We start from the raw sequence: 18,269 nt of genomic DNA, 5'->3' as shown, positions 1-18,269 counted from the left end.
TTTGAAACTGCTCTCATGAATTCCTGTTTCCTCAGTTAGCCCGCCCTCTGGCGAGCCATGCCACGCGGGAGAACATCCGGCGCAGCAACAGCGGGATAGAGTCCACACCCCTGCCTGCGGCATTATTGGCAATCGCAATCGCCAGATCCGGTTTCGAGGTGCGGTGAATCGCTTTGGTAATCACCCGGCGGGCCGGCATTTTAATATTCTCGGGGATATCCGCAACCTTGTGATACAGGCGGCTGAACCCCTCACGATATAAAAAATGCTCCATGTCCGGCGCGGGCAGACGGGTCAGTCTGTCCTGCTCAACATCATTGAGCCCCGATGAGAAGTGTGCGGCGGTGGCCGCGTATTTCTTACCGGCTTCATCGCCGTCAACCAGCGTATGCCATTCTATACCCATTTTGTTGGCAAACTTTAACAAAGGTTTAAGACCGCACTGGGCAAACTCAATCACCTTGATCCCTTCTGTCTCAAAGTAGTAATTACACTGTTTTGCCAGGTCGTTCATCAGCCAGATTTCCGTTTCCCCCTCCACCAGCAGCCAGCAGCGGGCAAACAGTGCGGACGGACGGTTAAAGCGGATATGGAATGAGATACGCCGCAGTTCTTCCGGCGACAGATGATTTTCCCCCAGCCGGTAAGCAGCGACACGTGTGGATTCCCGCACCAGGCGGCAGATATCATGAATAGGCACCAGCGAAAGCAGTTCACCGGAGTTGGTGGTGGTAATACGCTGTAAAGAAAACAGATTGAGCAGCCCCCACGCCACCGACAGCATAATCGGATGCAGCCGGGTTTCCGGATCTTCCACGATGATGATCGGCCGGGCATACGGATCGAGTTTCAACCCGCTGTTGGACTGAAGCAGCGCGGCAAACATACCGAGGATAATCAGCCGCACATTACGCTGATTGGGACCGGCCACCACGCGGTTAATTCCTTCCAGCGCCTGCCATGCCCGCTGGCGCGGCTCAATATTCAGCCGCCGCGCCTTACGGCGATCCAGCAGATACTCCCCCTGTTCGGCAAAGTAGTGGCTGAGCAGCTGTTTCATGGCTTCCAGGCCATCCTGCAAATCATCATTGGAGAGTGTTTGCGGATTGCTGACCAGAGCGCGGGTCAGATCCGCCATCCGGTTATTAAAGGTTTCTGTCTGCATGCGGAGATCACACTCCTCCTCCTCACATTCAGGCATTCCTTTTCTCAGGCCATGCATAAAGCGGGCATCACGCAGACGCAGCACCGGATAAAGACGGATAATTTCACTGATAAAGGTATCTGTTTTTTCCGGCAGAAGCGGCTCACCGGCTTCATCCAGAAACGTGCGCTGACTGGTAATCGTGTTGTCATCCGCCAGATCGGCACTGACACGGTAGTTGATCCGCTGATATTCATCCCCGTTGCTGCGCCACAGCGGCGCCAGTTCACGGAAACGGCGGGAGCGGTAACGTCCGGGCCGGGTTTCACGGAATATCAGAACAATCTGTAAGTGACGGACAGGTCCTGATTCACTGTCAGCGGCGTGATAAAAGTCGCTCAGGATAAATTTTGCATTCAGTGCCTGCGGTGACAGTGTCAGGGTCAGGGCATCCAGCAGACTGGATTTCCCCCACGCGTTTTCACCAATCAGTACCGTATTGCCGGTCAATGGTAATGACAGCCGGTTTATACCGCGAAAACCCAGAATTTCCACTCTTTCCAGAATCATAGTTCCCTCACTGTTTGCCGGATACCGCCTGTGTTATGACAATAATGATCACAATAAAGTATTATCACAATGTAATAAATAAAAACGGTTTTGACTTATACTAAACATGAAAACAGAGGGATACGTAGCAATTCTGGTGGGAATGCCGCTATAATCGTCTGCTTTTTAATCAGACACTAACACGAACACAAGAAAGACGGCATTATTTTACGGAAACAACACACATGTACTCAGGGTTATTAATTATTCTCGCACCGCTTATTGCGGGTTATCTCATCCCGGTCAGCAACACGGCACTGAAAAAAATCATCGGCCGCGGTCTGAGCGCGATGGTGTATGTGATACTGTTTCTGATGGGGATCAGTCTGGCGCTGGTGGAAAACCTCGGCGCCAATCTGCTGGTGATAGTGCAGTACACGCTGACATTCTCGGTGGTGGTACTCGGCTGTAACCTTGCCGGATTGTTTTTATACGGCAAAAAATACCCGTGGCAGGTCCCGGCTCACAAACAGCAAAAACCGCCTTCCCGCCTGCATATGGTGCTGGAGTCACTGCAACTGTGCGGTGTGCTGCTGGCTGGCTTTGCCACCGGGTTATTCGGCTGGTCATTTCTCTCTTTTGCCGGTGCCGCCAGTGAATATGCCCTGATTTTTCTGCTGTTCCTGGTCGGTATCCAGCTGCGCAACAGCGGTATGACGCTGCGCCAGATCCTGATTAACCGCCGCGGTATGCTGGTTTCCCTGATTGTGGCAGCCACCTCACTGCTCGGCGGCGCGCTCGCGGCACTGATTGCCGGGCTGCCGGTCAAAACCGGGATGGCGCTCTCTTCCGGCTTCGGCTGGTATTCGCTGTCCGGTATTCTGCTGACCGACGCATTCGGTCCGGTACTCGGCAGTGTCGGCTTCTTTAACGACCTGGCGCGGGAAATTGCCGCGATTATGCTGATCCCGCTGCTGATCAACCGCCACCGTGCAGCCGCTCTCGGCCTCGGCGGTGCCACCACGATGGACTTTACCCTGCCGGTATTGCAGCGCAGCGGCGGTGTATCGATTGTCCCGGCCGCGATTGTGCACGGCTTTGTCCTCAGTCTGTTTGCACCGGTACTGATAGCCCTGTTTACCTGAAGAGTGAAAATGTATGCCACAACAACGGATTTTGCCTCAGCGGATTTTAGTACTGGGCGCCAGCGGTTATGTCGGACAGAATCTTATCCCGCAACTGATCGCCGCCGGTCATCAGGTCACCGCCGCCGCCCGCCGGGTGGAGTGGATGCAGGCACAGGGCTGGGAAAATACCCGCTGCTGCTATGCGGATCTGTATGATAAATCCACCCTGGAAACCCTTTTTCAGGATATCGATGTGGTGTACTACCTCGTCCACAGCATGACGGATGAGGCGGACTTACTGGCGCGCGAGCGTCTGGCAGCGGAAAACGTGCAGGCGGTGCTGAATAACTCTGCTGTACGGGAAGTGATTTACCTGAGCGCGATGCAGCACAGAGACAGCGACTCCCCGCATCTCGCCGCCCGCAGGCTGACCGGCGAAATTCTTGCGGACAGCCGTGTGCCGGTCACCGAGATCCGCGCGGCAATTATTGTCGGTCCCGGCTCGGCAGCTTTTGAAATCATGCGGGACATGGTGTACAACCTGCCCATCCTCACCCCGCCGCGCTGGGCGCGCTCAAAATCCTCGCCGGTGGCGCTGGAAAACCTGCTGAATTATCTGACCGGTCTGCTCGCGCATCCTGCTGACGGCAACCGCCGCTTTGATGCCACAGGGCCGGATTACCTCAGCTATCTGGAGATGTTCCGGCATTTTATTACCATCAGCGGTAAAAAACGGCTGATGATCCCGCTGCCTATTCCGCTGCGGCTGATTTCAGTTCACTTTCTGCGGCTTATCACCACGGTGCCGGAAGGCATCGCCAAAGAGCTGATTATGGGGCTGAAATATGATCTGCCGGGCGACGGAAAGCCGCTTCAGGCACTGATCCCGCAGACGCTGCTCAGTTTTGATGATGCCGTACGCAAGACCCTGAAGGATGAAGCGGATGCCGTGGATAATGAGGACTGGGGTTATGACCCCGAAGTCCGCGCCCGCTGGCGGCCGGGTTTCGGCTTCTATCCCAAACAGGCCGGTTTTACCCTGAACACCTCCGCCTCCGCTGATGCGCTGTGGCATGTCGTGCAGCAAATCGGCGGTAAAGACGGTTATTTCTACGCCAATATTCTGTGGTCTGTCCGCGCACGGCTGGATGACCTGTGCGGCAATAAAATCACTTACGGCCGCCCGGATCGCGATACCCTCGAACCCGGGGATAAAATCGACGGCTGGAAAGTGATCACCGTTAAACCCCGGCAGCAACTCTCTCTCCTGTTCGGCATGAAAGCTCCGGGACTGGGACGGCTGACGTTTACCATCCGCGACCACGGCCATCAGCGGACGCTGGATGTCCGCGCCTGGTGGCATCCTGCAGGATTCAGCGGGCTGCTCTACTGGTTCGCTATGATGCCCGCTCATTTATTCATCTTTAAAGGCATGGCGAAAACTATCGTCAAACGGGCGGCAGCATACGCCCTCTCAGCATCAGAGAAGACATAATCACTCAGTAAAAGTTATTAGTTTGCTTTTTTAGTAGTTTTTTATGCAGAAATAATTGCATATTTATTCTTACGGCGTTAATATTCACTCAACGTCACTGAGTATGCAGAATTACAGCATGAGTATTCAATTAAAAAACATCAATTGCTTTTACGGACAGCATCAGGCGCTGTTTGATATCAACCTGGAATGTGGTGCAGGTGAAACCATGGTACTGCTCGGGCCGAGCGGTGCCGGTAAAAGTTCGCTGCTGCGGGCACTGAATCTGCTTGAAATGCCGCGTTCCGGTGAACTGACCATTGCGGATCACCATTTTAATTTTGCCACCACGCCGTCTGCCGGTGAGATCCGTGCGCTGCGTCAGAATGTCGGGATGGTATTCCAGCAGTATAACCTGTGGCCGCATCTGACCGTCATGGATAACCTGACGGAAGCGCCGGTCCGGGTACTGGGTCTGACCAGAGAAGCCGCTCAGGCAAAAGCGGAAAAGCTGCTGGCACGTCTGCGTCTGACTGACTTTGCAAACCGCTTCCCGCTGCATTTATCCGGCGGACAGCAGCAGCGTGTGGCGATTGCCCGCGCCCTGATGATGGAACCGCAGGTGCTGTTATTCGATGAACCGACCGCAGCACTGGACCCGGAGATTACCTCTCAGGTCGTCGATATTATTAAAGAACTGTCGCAGACCGGGATTACCCAGGTGATTGTGACTCACGAAGTGGATATCGCCCGTAAAACCGCCAGTAAAGTGGTGTATATGGAAAACGGCCGTATCGTTGAACAGGGCGGCGCGCAATGCTTTACCACGCCGCAGACAGAGGCATTTGCCGGTTATCTGTCACACTGATTATTTTCTGCCACTGAACACTAAAATAGGATGTTGCTATGAAAAAACTGGTTATTGCCGCATTAATCGGCGCGTTTGCTTTCTCCGCAGCGGCGGCAGAAAAAGAAAAAATCCGTTTCGCGACAGAAGCGAGTTATGCCCCTTTTGAAACCGTGAATGAGAAAAACGAAATCGTCGGTTTTGATGTGGATCTGGCTCAGGCGATGTGTGCCAAAATCGACGCGGAATGTACCTTTACCAACCAGGCCTTTGACAGCCTGATCCCGAGCCTGAAATACAAGCGTTTTGATGCGCTGATGGCCGGTATCGACGTAACACCGGAGCGTCAGAAGCAGGTTGATTTCACCAATACTTATTATGATAACTCTGCTGTTTTCGTTGCAGTCGCGGGCAAATTTGATAGCATTGACAGCCTCAAAGGGAAACAGATTGGCATCCAGAACGGTACTACGCATCAGAAATACCTGATGGAACAGTTTAAGGACATGAAAATTGTTCCTTATGAAAGCTACCAGAATGCGGTACTGGATCTGAAAGGCGGACGTATTGACGCTGTCTTCGGTGACACAGCTGTTATCAATGAATGGCTGAAGAGCAATGACAATCTGAAAACCGTGGGTGAGCGTGTCACCGATCCGGAATATTTCGGCACCGGCCTGGCTATTGCGGTCCGTAAGGGCAACAGTGAGCTGAAAGACAAACTCAACAAGGCGCTTGGTGAGGTCAAAGCGGACGGTACTTACGATACCCTCTATAAGAAATGGTTTGAGTAATAACATAAAAAATTAATGAACGATTTTCTTTCTTTAACAAGTGCCGCCGGGGTAACCGTCGGCCTTGCTGTTTCTGCACTCCTGATTGGTCTTGTGCTCGCGATGCTGTTTACCCTCTGGGAAAACGTACGCTGGAAACCTGTCGCCTTTGCCGGAACCTGTCTGGTCACACTCATCCGTGGTTTACCTGAGCTGCTGGTGGTTCTGTTTGTGTATTACGGTACTCAGGAAGTAATTATCCGGCTGAGTGACGGTATCGATCTGGGCTTCTTTACCCTGACGCTTGAGATCGATAACGGCCCGTATGTGCCGATCTTCAGCGGTATCACCGCCCTTTCCCTGCTCTATGCCGCCTATGCGTCACAGACCCTGCGCGGTGCGCTGAAAGCCGTCCCGGACGGTCAGCGCGAAGCCGGTCAGGCACTAGGACTGAGCCGTACCACTATTTTCCTCCGCTTTATCATGCCGCAGATGTGGCGTCATGCTCTGCCGGGCCTGGGTAACCAGTGGCTGGTTCTGCTGAAAGATACCGCGCTGGTGTATCTGATTGGTATTAATGAACTGATGCTGCAGACACAAAGCATTGCCCGCCGTACTGAAGAGCCTTTCACCTGGTACAGCATCGTGGCGCTTATCTATCTCGCCATTACGCTGGTCAGTCAGTACATCCTCAAACGTATCGAATTACGTACCACACGTTTTGAACGGAGCGGCCAGTGAGCATATTTGATTATATTATTGCTGTATTACCGGGCCTGCCGGTCAGTCTGTCACTGACCTTTGCCGCCCTGGTTACGGCGTTTCTGCTGTCAGTACTGTTTACACTGATACTCTCTCTCAAACCCCGGATTCTGACTCAGCTGGTCAAAGGGTATATCACCCTGTTTACCGGGACACCGCTGCTGGTCCAGTTTTTCCTGATTTATTTCGGACCGGCGCAGTTTGAGGGATTAAAAGCGTATCCGCATCTGTGGGAACTGATGTCATCCCCGTGGCTCTGCGCTATGGTGACTCTGGCGCTGAACAGTGCCGCCTATTCAACGCTGTTGTTCTACGGTGCGGTGAAAGCGATCCCTCAGGGTCAGTGGCAATCCTGCCAGGCGCTGGGGATGTCACAGAAACAGACGATGCGGATTATCCTGCCGTATGCCTTTAAACGTGCATTATCATCCTATTCCAACGAAGTGGTGCTGATCTTCAAAAGTACCTCTCTGGCCACGACGATTTCATTACTTGAAGTGATGGGTTACAGCCGCCGCCTGTTTGGTCAGGATTATGACCTGAATGTCTTTATTGCCGCCGGGATTATCTATCTGGTTGTCAACAGCCTGCTGACGCTGGCGATGCGTCTGATTGAACGCCGGGCGCTGGCATTCGAACACCGCAACTGATCCGCTCATAAAAAAACGGGGCTGACGTCTGAACGCAGCCCCGTTTTTTTTATTCCGGCGATTTATTTTCTGGTCAGCAGTACCAGCACTTCATAATGTGCGGTATGCGGGAACATATCAAATAACTGCACGCGCTGCGGCTGATACTGTGTGAGATGCGCCAGGTCCTGTGCCAGACTCTGTGCATTACAGCTGGAATAGATAATCGTGTCCGGCGCCATGGTGTTCAGGTAATCACACAGGGCTTTCCCGATCCCTCTGCGCGGCGGATTAACCAGTACCAGTTCCGGCACGGCAGATTTAGCGAGAGCAAACTGCGCGGAATCCAGTGCCTGAAACGTGACATTCTCCAGCCCCATTTTTTCCGCTGAACGGGTGGCGCAGGCGATGGCCTCCGGACTGATTTCAATCCCGGTCAGTTGGGTGGATTTATCCGCACAGTGCAGACCGAATCCCCCCCGCGCCGCAAAACAGATCCCATAAGCGGGTGATACCCCGCTCACGCACCCATTGCCCGGCAGTATGATACAGCTGTGCGGCAACATCCGGATTGGTCTGGAAAAAACTGTGCGGACGGATATAGAGCGGAATACCGTTGAAGGTTTCTTCCAGTACCTCATCCGGGGTAAAGATAATTTCCTGCTCCCCTTCCAGAATCGCCATTGCGACCGGCTGGATATTAGCGGAAATCACCGATAACTGCGGTAATTGTGCCTGCAGAAACGGCAGTGCGGCCTGTAACTGCGCCACTTTTTTCTCTGAGCGCAGCACAAAACGCAGCATCATTTTACCGGTGGCACGGCTTTCGGTCAGCAGCAGAAATTTCAGCTCACCGCGGCGGCGTTCCACATTGTAGGGCGTGAGTCCGGCGCGGGCGATAAAGGGTTTCAGCGCAGCAAATACCGGTGCAAAATGCGGCGGATAAAGCGGGCAGTCTGATAAATCCACCGGTTCGTTATCCGTGACAATCCCGAACACCGGGCGCTCAACACTGCCGCTGACCACCATCTTCGCTTTATTTCTGAACGCAGTTTCCGCACTGAGGACCGGCGGCAGCCACGTTTGTACCGCGAACGGAGATAACAGAGCACGGAGATCCTGCTCTTTATCATCAATCTGCTGGATATAGGGTTTTTCAAGCCACTGACAGGAACGGCAGCGGCCGGATGAATACTGGGGGCAATGCATGACAGGTGTCCCGGATATCGAAAGTGGTACGGATAATCAGTGGATCACCGGAGAAGGAACGGAATCAGCGCGGAAACTTTCTTCATCTTCCGGCTCCGCATCATTCGGATCAAACAGCATATTGTTACTGAACAGCTCAAATACCACCGCACCAACCTGTTCTTCCATCAGTTGCAGGGAGAGAGAGAACTGCTCAAATGTCAGCCCGGCACTGAGCGGCAGCGAGTAACAGACCACCAGTTTCGGCATGGTGGAATCCTGAATATCCATAAACGTTTTGACCAGCAGCGAACTGGCGTTGATCTGGCTCAGGTTGGCAATCAGCGGGACAATCGCGGTCGGGCGGACTTCCGCCAGCGCCGAGAACACCAGCATATCGTCAAGGATATCAATTTTGGCATCAAACACACCGTCCACATTTTGCATATGCGGCAGATGCAGTGCCTGGCAGGAATCACACTCAAAACAGGAGAGTTGCAGCTGATCCAGCCATGTGCGTAATATCGTGAGATCGGGAATGATCATGAACCTGAAGCCTTTTAACCGGAAAAACAAAAGTACAGCGGGGAAAAATGTCACCCGCAGACCAATAACGGATCTTAGCTGAAAAACGTGAAGGGGAATAACGTTTTATTGCTTTTTTTCATTTTTATTCTGCCGGGTCTTTTTAGCGGCCCCGCTTTTGCTGTCAATCCCGACGGACGGCATCGCGCTGATTGCCCGCCAGACAATATTGATTGCCGCCGGTACCAGACACCCCAGGCCGGCAAACGCCATTATCATCAGTGCATTTTTACTGCTCATAAACCCCGGCAGCGCGATAAAATCATTCACTGCCAGATAAACCAGCAGCAGTAATATCACACCGATAACTTCACAGATAATCACCGGGCGCGGCATGTCTCCTAATGAACGCATTTGTCGCGGCTGTTTATTTGTCATTTTATCCTCTGCGATTGTGCTTTGCTTTCCGCACTGCGGATACTCTCTGAACCATTGATGCGGACTACCGCACAAATCGTCACAACATTCTTTCCTAACCGCTATGATACAGGCATAATTTATCTCATTAAAGCACCACTTCCGGTGTTACTGATGAATGAAGGAGCTTTTCATGTATACCGTTATTTTTGGCCGTCCGGGTTGCCCTTATTGCGTTCGTGCGAAAGAACTCGCAGAAAAACTGAAAAATGAACGTGATGACTTCGATTACCGCTATATTGATATTCACGCTGAAGGTATCAGCAAAGAAGATTTATCTGTCACTGTCGGTAAACCGGTCGAAACTGTTCCTCAGATTTTTATCGATGAAAAGCACATCGGCGGCTGCACTGATTTCGAAGCTTACGCAAAAGCCAATCTCGGCCTGTTCAGCTAAGCTATACTGCCGTTTCCCGCCCGGGAAACGGCTTGTTTTTCTTCTTCTATCCTGCTGATTTTCAACATCAAAAAATTATTTTCATTTTTTTGAATCTTTTTCCGAACTTTCCTGCCGGGACGCAGTCTGAATAAGTGCCACTGCTTTTCTTTGAATATCCCCAAGATTGAGGAAGCCCGATAGTCACCAATTTGGTTTTAACTATCGGGTTTTTTATTGCCTGCTGTTTATCCCGCCTGTTATTGCTTCAGATTTTGTCAATTTTTTGCAATGTTACGTAATAGCACGATTAACCAAGATATTTTTACTTTACCTTGATGCACAAGACGGCTACCCTGACCCGTCATTTTATTGCCGGATATACACAGGTGTGTTTTTAAGGAGTCCGATGTGCTGGAAAATCTGAATCATTCGCTTTTTCTCCTGATCAATGCCACGCCGGAAACATCTCATGCCATGATAATTGCAGCCACTTTCGCGGCAAAATATCTGGTTCTGCTGTTTCCGGTCGTTGCCGCAGGACTCTGGTTGCGGGGAACACCGGAGAATATGGTCCGCCAGCGCCGTGCAGTCTCCAAAAGTGCCATTGCCCTGCTGATTGGCTTCGCCGCCTCCTGGATTATCGGCACACTCTGGCCGCACGCCCGCCCGTTTGCCGAACCGTTCGGACACAGTTTTCTGGAACACGCACCAACCGCCTCGTTCCCGAGCAATCACGGTATTATTGTATTTACCTTCGCGCTGGGCTGCCTGTTCTGGTGTAATGTCCGCGCAGGATTGCTGCTGATGATCCCGGCACTGATTATCGTCTGGTCGCGGGTTTTCCTCGGCGTTCACTGGCCGGTGGATATGCTGGGTGCCTTTATCACCGTGCTGATTGCCTGTGCGCTGACAGAGCTGCTCTGGAGTCTGTTCGGCCCGGCACTGCAAAACCGGTTGCAAACGCTCTACCGCCTCTGTTTTGCTATGCCTATCCGTAAAGGCTGGGTGCAGGAATAACGGTATAAACATAAATCCGATAATACCGGCCGGTGTGCCGGTATGAGATTGCTGACAGTATTATTTTTGTTCACAGAATATTACCCTGCCATTTATTTAACATTTCAGTTCAGTCTGGCATCAGTATCACCCGGCCACTTAATTCGCGATTCAAATAATTATTTTAATTATCCGGGATATACAATGTGTCTATTATATCATCCTCTGTTTTACACTACCTGGTTCCCTGCATACTTCCCGAATCAAAACAAACTCAATGACAGATTAATTTTTGTTTAAAAACAACAAATAACAAGATTTTCAAATAATTCTCATCCGGTAATAATCCCGCTTATCCTTATTTTGTAATAATACGATATTGTTCAGCGCATATACTAATTAACACCTGAACCAATAAATTTGTTTAAATAAAAAACAGATAAAAATGGCATTATTGCAAAATATCTGACCTCCTATGCCGTTTCGGCATGCCCCATTCTGCAAAAACGGATTAACAACATTATTAAATGTTGCAACACGACCAGTTTTAATGTTATTTATAGCAAATGAGATGAAGATCACAGTGTTTTTCACTAATAAATAGTACATTTTCACTACAAAAAGACAGTCACCAATCTCAGATTCTTTTGAATATGAATTAATGCAGAGGCTTTTATTTATCCGTTGCAGATATCAGGCCTCTGCTGTTTATTATTTTTACCGGCAAGCAATTACCGGTAATTTTCCCGTTTTATTTATTTTTATCCGGTTGCGTACATAGACCCTGCTTCAGAAACACATTTTGTGCACAGCTCACCGTGCATTTTTTCGCTGTTATTGTTGCAAATTTTGGAGACATCTATGGAAACAACACAACCACAGGTCGTGGTCAGTCAGACTGATACCCGTAATGATTACCGCAAATGGCGTAAATCCGATACCGTCTGGATGCTCGGACTGTACGGTACGGCCATTGGTGCCGGTATCCTGTTTCTGCCGATTAATGCCGGTATCGGCGGGCTGCTCCCGCTGATCATTATGGCCCTGCTGGCCTTCCCGATGACCTTTTTCGCGCACCGTGGCATGTGCCGCTTTATATTGTCCGGTAAAAATCCGGGTGAAGATATTACCGAAGTGGTTGAAGAACATTTCGGTGCCAAAGCAGGGAACCTGATCACCCTGCTCTATTTCTTTGCGATTTACCCGATCCTGCTGGTTTACAGTGTGGCTATCACCAACACCGTGGAAAGCTTTATCGTTAACCAGATGCATATGACAGCTCCGCCGCGCATTATTCTGTCACTGGTACTGATTATCGGGATTATGTGTATTATCCGCTTCGGTGAAGCCGCGATTGTCAAAGCAATGAGCGTGCTGGTATTCCCGTTTGTGGCCGTTCTGATGGTATTGGCACTGTATCTGATCCCGCACTGGAATACGGCGATATTTGATACGCTATCTTTCAGCAGTCACTCTGCAGGTGACACCGGTCGTGGTCTGATGGTAACGCTGTGGCTGGCGATTCCGGTGATGGTATTCTCGTTTAACCATTCCCCGATTATTTCAGCATTCAGTGTCGCGAAACGTCAGGAATACGGCGAAAATGCGGAGAAAAAATGCTCGCGTATTCTGGCATGCGCCCACATTATGATGGTACTGACCGTGATGTTCTTTGTGTTCAGTTGTGTACTGAGCCTGTCACCAGTCAATTTACAGGAAGCAAAAGATCAGAATATCTCCATTCTGTCCTACCTGGCGAACTACTTCCATAATCCGATGATTGCGTATATCGCACCATTAGTCGCGTTTATTGCTATCACCAACGCATTCCTGGGACACTACATGGGTGCCCGTGAAGGCTTTAACGGTCTGGTCAACAAAGCATTACGTGCCAGAGGCAAAAGTATTGCACCGTCTAAGCTGAATAAACTGACTGCCCTGTTTATGCTGGTAACCTCCTGGATTGTTGCCACACTGGACCCGAGCATTCTGGGAATGATTGAAACCCTGGGCGGTCCGATCATCGCTATGCTGCTGTTTATCATGCCGATGTACGCTATCCGCAAAGTGCCTGCGATGCGTAAATATGCCGGTCACCTGAGTAATCTGTTTGTGGTTGTCATCGGTCTTATCGCCATTTCTGCGGTGTTCTACAATCTGTATCAGCTGTTTTTTGGTTAATAAATACATGACTGTTGCCCCCTCCGGCGGGTAACAGCAGTAACAATCATCAGCCGGGTTCCCTTACGGTTGGTCTGATGAAAGCAGGCAAACCAACATCATGAAGTATGAGTCAGAGAATACCGGCCCGCACGCCGGTATTTTTTTATCCGCGTTTAATTGCTCCCGCTGCTGCTGATCTTTTTTAAACCACATTTTTCACTGCCGACAGTATTATTTTTGTTCACAGAATATTATTCTGCTATTTATTTAACATTTCTGTTCTGTCTGACACCTGTATCACTCTGGTTACTTAATTCGTGATTAAAATAATTATTTTAATCATCCGGGATATCCCCGGCCATCATTATATAATGCCATATTTTATACTGTCCGCTCACCTGCACACGGCCAGTATTATCACAGACTAAATTAGTGAACATTTTCATCATAAAAAACAAAAAGATAAAAACAAAAACCCTAGTAGTTAAGTGGTTTTTATCCTGTGAAAATATGCTTTTTACTATTTTAAAATAATGAGATAGTGTGCAGGTGATATATTTATTAATATATGAATAAATTAATTTAATTAAATAGAATACAGGCAAAAATGACATTATTACGAAACAGGTCATTTCATATGCCGTTTCGGCATACTCTATTCCGTAAACACGGATTAACAATTTTATCAAATCTTGCAACAGAGCCTATTTTACTGAGATTTATAGCATTTGAGACTACGATCACGGTGTTTTCCACTGAAAAACAGTATATTTTCACCATCAGAAAGAGAGTTATCAATTTCAGGTACTTTTGAATATGAATTAATGCAGAGACCTTTATTTATCCATTACAGATATCAGGTCGCTGCTGTTTATTATTTTTACCGGTAAGCAATTACAGGTGACTTTTTAGCTTTACTTATTTTTTATCTGGTTACGTACATAGACCCTATTTCAGAGACGAATAAATGCACAGGTCAGCGTGCAAAATTTTAATTGTTGTTATTGTTGTACATTTTGGAGACTTCTATGGATACAACACAACCGCAGGTTGTGGTCAGCAAGACTGACACCAGCAATGATTATCGCAAATGGCGTAAATCCGATACCGTCTGGATGCTCGGACTGTACGGAACAGCTATCGGTGCGGGCGTACTGTTTCTGCCGATTAACGCCGGTATCGGCGGGCTGATCCCGCTTATCATCATGGCCGTGCTGGCCTTCCCGATGACCTTTTTTGCACACCGCGGTATGTGCCGCTTCGTGCTGTCCGGTAAAAATCCGGGCGAAGATATTACTGAAGTGGTTGAAGAGCATTTCGGTGCCAAAGCCGGCGGCCTTATCACCCTGCTCTATTTCTTCGCTATCTATCCGATCCTGCTGGTCTACAGTGTGGCTATCACCAACACCGTGGAAAGCTTTATCATTCACCAGATGCATATGACGGCTCCGCCGCGCATTATTCTGTCACTGGTACTGATTATCGGGATTATGTGTATTATCCGCTTCGGTGAAGCCGCGATTGTCAAAGCAATGAGCGTGCTGGTATTCCCGTTTGTGGCGGTTCTGATGGTGCTGGCGCTGTATCTGATCCCGCACTGGAGCACTGATGTCTTCAAAACTCTCACTTTCGACAGCAATACGGTCAGTGTAACCGGTCACGGTCTGCTGATAACGCTGTGGCTGGCGATTCCGGTGATGGTGTTCTCCTTTAACCATTCCCCGATTATCTCCGCCTTTGCTGTCGCCAAGCGTGAAGAGTACGGTGAGAATGCGGAGAAAAAATGCTCCCGCATTCTGGCATACGCTCACATTATGATGGTACTGACCGTGATGTTCTTTGTGTTCAGCTGTGTGCTGAGCCTCTCCCCGCAGAATCTGCAGGAAGCAAAAGATCAGAACATCTCCATTCTGTCTTACCTGGCAAACCACTTCCAAAACCCGATGATCGCCTATATCGCACCATTCATCGCGTTTATTGCTATCACCAAATCATTCCTGGGTCACTACCTCGGTGCCCGTGAAGGTTTTAACGGTCTGGTTAACAAAGCATTACGCGCCAAAGGTAAAAGCATTGCGCCGTCTAAACTGAATAAACTGACTGCACTGTTTATGCTGGTAACCACCTGGATTGTTGCCACATTAGACCCGAGCATTCTGGGAATGATTGAAACCCTGGGCGGCCCGATCATCGCTATGCTGCTGTTTATCATGCCGATGTACGCTATCCGCAAGGTGCCTGCGATGCGTAAATATGCCGGTCACCTGAGTAATCTGTTTGTGGTTGTGATGGGTCTCATTGCAATTTCAGCGGTGTTCTACAATCTGTATCAGCTGTTTTTTGGTTAAAAAATAAATGACTGTTGCCCTCTCCGGCGGGCAACAGCAACAACAATAATCAGCCGGAACTGAAAAGTAACGGCTTCGTGAATTTTCACGACACTATTAATCCACGCCTTAACATAGGGGGCGAGCAATATGGTCAGTGTATTTGACATCTTCAAAATTGGTATTGGTCCGTCGAGTTCCCACACGGTCGGTCCGATGAAAGCAGGCAAACAGTTCGCTGATGACCTTATCGCGGCCGGACTGCTGGAAAAAACCACCCGCATTCAGGTTGATGTGTACGGCTCTCTGTCTCTGACAGGGAAAGGTCACGCAACAGATATCGCTATCATTATGGGTCTTGCGGGTAATCTGCCGGATTCTGTTGATATTGATGCGATACCGGGCTTTATCAGGGATGTTGAAGAACGTGAACGCCTTTTGCTGGCAAACCAACGCCATGAAGTGGATTTCCCGCGCGATAACGGGATGAATTTCCATAAAGAAAACCTGCCGCTGCATGAAAACGGCATGTCAATCAGCGCATTCAGCGGTGATGAATTACTGTACAAGAAAACCTATTACTCCGTCGGCGGCGGCTTTATCGTGGATGAGGAGCATTTTGGTCAGGCTGCGGACAGCGAAACCAAAGTGCCTTATCCGTATCAGTATGCCGCTGATCTGCAAAAACACTGTAACGAAACCGGGCTGTCTCTGTCAGCGCTGGTGATGCAGAACGAACTGGCTCTGCGCAGTAAAGAAGAGCTTTCCGCTCACCTCGCGGCAGTCTGGGATGTGATGAAGGCCGGTATTGAGCGCGGTGTGAACACCGAAGGTCTGCTGCCGGGGCCGCTGCGTGTACCACGCCGTGCCGCGGCACTGCGCCGTCAGCTGGTTACCAGTGATAACACCTCCACTGACCCGATGCAGGTTGTCGACTGGATCAATATGTTCGCCCTCGCGGTTAACGAAGAAAACGCCGCCGGCGGCCGTGTGGTTACCGCACCGACCAACGGTGCCTGCGGGATCATCCCTGCGGTGCTGTCGTATTACGATAAATTCATCCGTCCTGTGAATGAAAATGCGTATACCCGTTATTTCCTGGTATCCAGCGTGATCGGTTCACTGTACAAAATGAATGCGTCTATCTCCGGTGCGGAAGTGGGTTGTCAGGGTGAAGTCGGTGTCGCCTGTTCCATGGCTGCTGCCGGTCTGACCGAACTGCTGGGCGGCAGCCCGATGCAGGTCTTTATCGCAGCGGAAATCGCGATGGAGCATAACCTCGGCCTGACATGTGACCCGGTTGCCGGGCAGGTGCAGGTGCCGTGCATCGAGCGTAACGCCATTGCTGCTGTTCAGTCTGTCAACGCCGCCCGTATGGCGCTGCGCCGTGTCAGTGAACCGCGCGTTTGCCTCGATAAAGTTATCGAAACCATGTATGAAACCGGTAAAGATATGAATGCCAAATACCGCGAAACCTCACAGGGCGGTCTGGCAATCAAAGTGATCCCGTGTGACTGATTAGTCTCCGTTTCATAACTGCAAAAACCCCCGCAATACAGATTGCGGGGGTTTTTCATATCAGGACATCAGCAGCAGGGTTTTGGGTCTGAAGCCGAACAATCCGGCCACCAGCGTGTCAGGGTAGTGCTGAACCGCAATATTGTACTGAATCACAGCCTCGTTAAATGCCCGGATACCGGGATTCAGCGCGTCCTCCACATCACAGACCGCCAGCTGAATACGGACAAACTGCGGGTCTGCAATCAGCACCGGGAAGGTCTCTGTCAGCGTCATAATATGATAAAAAACACTGCTGATATCATTTGCGGCACTGACACTCTCATCCAGTGTCGCCGCCTCTGTATAACGCGGATACGCATCCTGCCAGGAATAAAACAGCGTTGCATCCTGAATGCCTGCTTTTTCCGTCATATCCACCAGCTGGCCTATCCTCTCCGCCCGCTGATGTAACATGCCGTCAACCGCCGCATAAGCCTCCGTGAGTGGTGCCTGAAGGTCGTTAATCCGGAGATATACCCGCCGGACCCATACGATTCCGGCCACCGCAATGACCAGCGCGATAAACACAATTGTCCCCATATCTTTAATCCTTTATTGACCGGTGTGTAAAAATACCGGTCCTTTTTTATAAAAAAATCCGATATCAGGATGTAATATCGGATCTTATACGGATTTCAACAGGGTAATTCAGCAGACAGCATGATAAATTACCGCCTGAAAGGGGAATAACCTTATTAAGATAGCGGTAATTGCGCCATTTCCTCACCAAAATCCATCATCTGCACCGCATTAAAGCCAAAACGCTGATAAAAGTGTTTCGCGTATTCGTTCTCCGGCTCATAACTTAACCGCAACCAGGGCAGAGGCTGCTCCCGGGTGTTATTCATCGCGGTAATTTTTTCCAGCAGCGCCGTAAATGCTGCTTTTCCCAGCCCTTTTCCCTGAAATTTTGCATCCAGCATAAAGCGCCAGATCCAGAACATGCCATCATCATCATCAATGCCGTACATGGCAAAGCCAATCATAACGTCATCATCATAAATCACATCGGCACTGAAATTATTGACAAACTGAAGCTGTGCCAGCGAATACACATTGGATGCCACAAAATCTTCCTGATCCTCCCGCACCTCTAAATCAATACAGGCTTCCCAGTTATCTTTACTCACCGGACATAAACGAATCATCGCCTCTCCTGTTGTTACCGGTTTTTATCTGCCTGAACAGTATTACCGGGCTGATAAAAAATAGCCGCTCCGCATGGTGCATTCCGTGTTTTTCTTCCTTAATTCAGATTAAATCCCGCGCTTCACCGGATTGTCCGCTGCACCACTCTCTTTTATGCTTCCGTATATCCGCAGCCTGTCTGCATCTGTCATAATCGGAGC

General features: G+C 49.9%; 16 protein-coding genes and 1 pseudogene. 11 read left to right on the top strand and 6 right to left on the bottom strand.

Annotated features, from left to right (window positions below; all coding sequences use genetic code 11):
* Nucleotides 1-31: 31 nt before the first annotated feature.
* Entirely contained in the window at nucleotides 32-1,714 is a 1,683-nt protein-coding gene (locus JC793_RS05865) for an ATP-dependent nuclease (RefSeq protein WP_218427795.1), read from the bottom strand.
* A gap of 224 nt (nucleotides 1,715-1,938) precedes the next feature.
* Here JC793_RS05865 and JC793_RS05860 point away from each other — a divergent pair, with 224 nt between their 5' ends.
* From JC793_RS05860 to artM, 6 genes are all read left to right on the top strand, one after another.
* A complete protein-coding gene (locus tag JC793_RS05860; RefSeq protein WP_166707308.1) occupies nucleotides 1,939-2,838 on the top strand; it encodes a LysO family transporter in 900 nt (299 codons plus the stop codon).
* 13 nt (nucleotides 2,839-2,851) lie between these two features.
* Complete coding sequence (locus tag JC793_RS05855; RefSeq protein WP_218427793.1) at nucleotides 2,852-4,315, top strand: DUF2867 domain-containing protein; 1,464 nt, start codon at nucleotides 2,852-2,854, stop codon at nucleotides 4,313-4,315.
* A gap of 118 nt (nucleotides 4,316-4,433) precedes the next feature.
* Nucleotides 4,434-5,162 carry an arginine ABC transporter ATP-binding protein ArtP gene (gene artP / locus JC793_RS05850; protein ID WP_052926287.1) on the top strand — a complete coding sequence of 243 codons (729 nt, stop codon included), beginning with the start codon at nucleotides 4,434-4,436 and terminating at the stop codon, nucleotides 5,160-5,162.
* 38 nt (nucleotides 5,163-5,200) lie between these two features.
* Nucleotides 5,201-5,935 carry an arginine ABC transporter substrate-binding protein gene (gene artJ, locus JC793_RS05845; protein WP_004241743.1) on the top strand — a complete coding sequence of 245 codons (735 nt, stop codon included), beginning with the start codon at nucleotides 5,201-5,203 and terminating at the stop codon, nucleotides 5,933-5,935.
* Between the two features lie 15 nt (nucleotides 5,936-5,950).
* Nucleotides 5,951-6,655, top strand: coding sequence for an arginine ABC transporter permease ArtQ (gene artQ / locus JC793_RS05840; RefSeq protein ID WP_046893818.1), 705 nt, complete (start codon nucleotides 5,951-5,953; stop codon nucleotides 6,653-6,655).
* 2 nt (nucleotides 6,656-6,657) lie between these two features.
* Nucleotides 6,658-7,326: an arginine ABC transporter permease ArtM gene (gene artM, locus JC793_RS05835; protein WP_166708930.1), complete on the top strand. Its 669-nt coding sequence runs from the start codon at nucleotides 6,658-6,660 to the stop codon at nucleotides 7,324-7,326.
* A gap of 62 nt (nucleotides 7,327-7,388) precedes the next feature.
* On the opposite strand, the pseudogene rlmC reads toward artM, so the two are convergent.
* From rlmC to JC793_RS05820, 3 genes and pseudogenes are all read right to left on the bottom strand, one after another.
* A pseudogene (gene rlmC / locus JC793_RS05830) lies at nucleotides 7,389-8,514 on the bottom strand (23S rRNA (uracil(747)-C(5))-methyltransferase RlmC).
* A 36-nt stretch (nucleotides 8,515-8,550) separates the two neighbouring features.
* Nucleotides 8,551-9,039 (bottom strand): type III secretion system chaperone family protein, encoded by a 489-nt coding sequence (locus JC793_RS05825; RefSeq protein WP_046893816.1) that lies wholly within the window; start codon nucleotides 9,037-9,039, stop codon nucleotides 8,551-8,553.
* A gap of 105 nt (nucleotides 9,040-9,144) precedes the next feature.
* Nucleotides 9,145-9,456, bottom strand: coding sequence for a YbjC family protein (locus JC793_RS05820; protein ID WP_052926178.1), 312 nt, complete (start codon nucleotides 9,454-9,456; stop codon nucleotides 9,145-9,147).
* Between the two features lie 172 nt (nucleotides 9,457-9,628).
* Between JC793_RS05820 and JC793_RS05815 the strand changes: the two genes are divergently transcribed.
* The 5 genes from JC793_RS05815 (at nucleotide 9,629) to JC793_RS05795 (ending at nucleotide 16,878) form a co-directional block, all read left to right on the top strand.
* Nucleotides 9,629-9,892, top strand: a complete 264-nt coding sequence (locus JC793_RS05815; protein ID WP_004235784.1) for a GrxA family glutaredoxin — start codon at nucleotides 9,629-9,631, stop codon at nucleotides 9,890-9,892.
* Between the two features lie 390 nt (nucleotides 9,893-10,282).
* Entirely contained in the window at nucleotides 10,283-10,891 is a 609-nt protein-coding gene (ybjG, locus tag JC793_RS05810; RefSeq protein WP_218427792.1) for an undecaprenyl-diphosphate phosphatase, read from the top strand.
* Between the two features lie 840 nt (nucleotides 10,892-11,731).
* Nucleotides 11,732-13,051 (top strand): HAAAP family serine/threonine permease, encoded by a 1,320-nt coding sequence (locus tag JC793_RS05805; protein ID WP_218427790.1) that lies wholly within the window; start codon nucleotides 11,732-11,734, stop codon nucleotides 13,049-13,051.
* Between the two features lie 1,010 nt (nucleotides 13,052-14,061).
* On the top strand, nucleotides 14,062-15,381 hold the full coding sequence (locus JC793_RS05800) for an HAAAP family serine/threonine permease (protein WP_218427788.1): 1,320 nt from the start codon (nucleotides 14,062-14,064) through the stop codon (nucleotides 15,379-15,381).
* Nucleotides 15,382-15,510: 129 nt separating this feature from the next.
* Complete coding sequence (locus tag JC793_RS05795; RefSeq protein ID WP_107678202.1) at nucleotides 15,511-16,878, top strand: L-serine ammonia-lyase; 1,368 nt, start codon at nucleotides 15,511-15,513, stop codon at nucleotides 16,876-16,878.
* A gap of 60 nt (nucleotides 16,879-16,938) precedes the next feature.
* Here the strand turns inward: JC793_RS05795 and JC793_RS05790 are convergent, their stop codons facing one another.
* Both JC793_RS05790 and JC793_RS05785 read right to left on the bottom strand, forming a co-directional pair.
* Nucleotides 16,939-17,460 (bottom strand): LemA family protein, encoded by a 522-nt coding sequence (locus JC793_RS05790; protein ID WP_218427786.1) that lies wholly within the window; start codon nucleotides 17,458-17,460, stop codon nucleotides 16,939-16,941.
* Nucleotides 17,461-17,615: 155 nt separating this feature from the next.
* A complete protein-coding gene (locus JC793_RS05785) occupies nucleotides 17,616-18,068 on the bottom strand; it encodes a GNAT family N-acetyltransferase (RefSeq protein WP_054425154.1) in 453 nt (150 codons plus the stop codon).
* Nucleotides 18,069-18,269: the final 201 nt, after the last annotated feature.

It is taken from the genome of Morganella morganii (genome assembly GCF_019242955.1).
GTDB classification, from domain to species: domain Bacteria; phylum Pseudomonadota; class Gammaproteobacteria; order Enterobacterales; family Enterobacteriaceae; genus Morganella; species Morganella sibonii.
The sequence above is the reverse complement of the archived record's forward strand: the minus strand, read 5'-3'. Positions and strand labels throughout refer to the sequence as shown.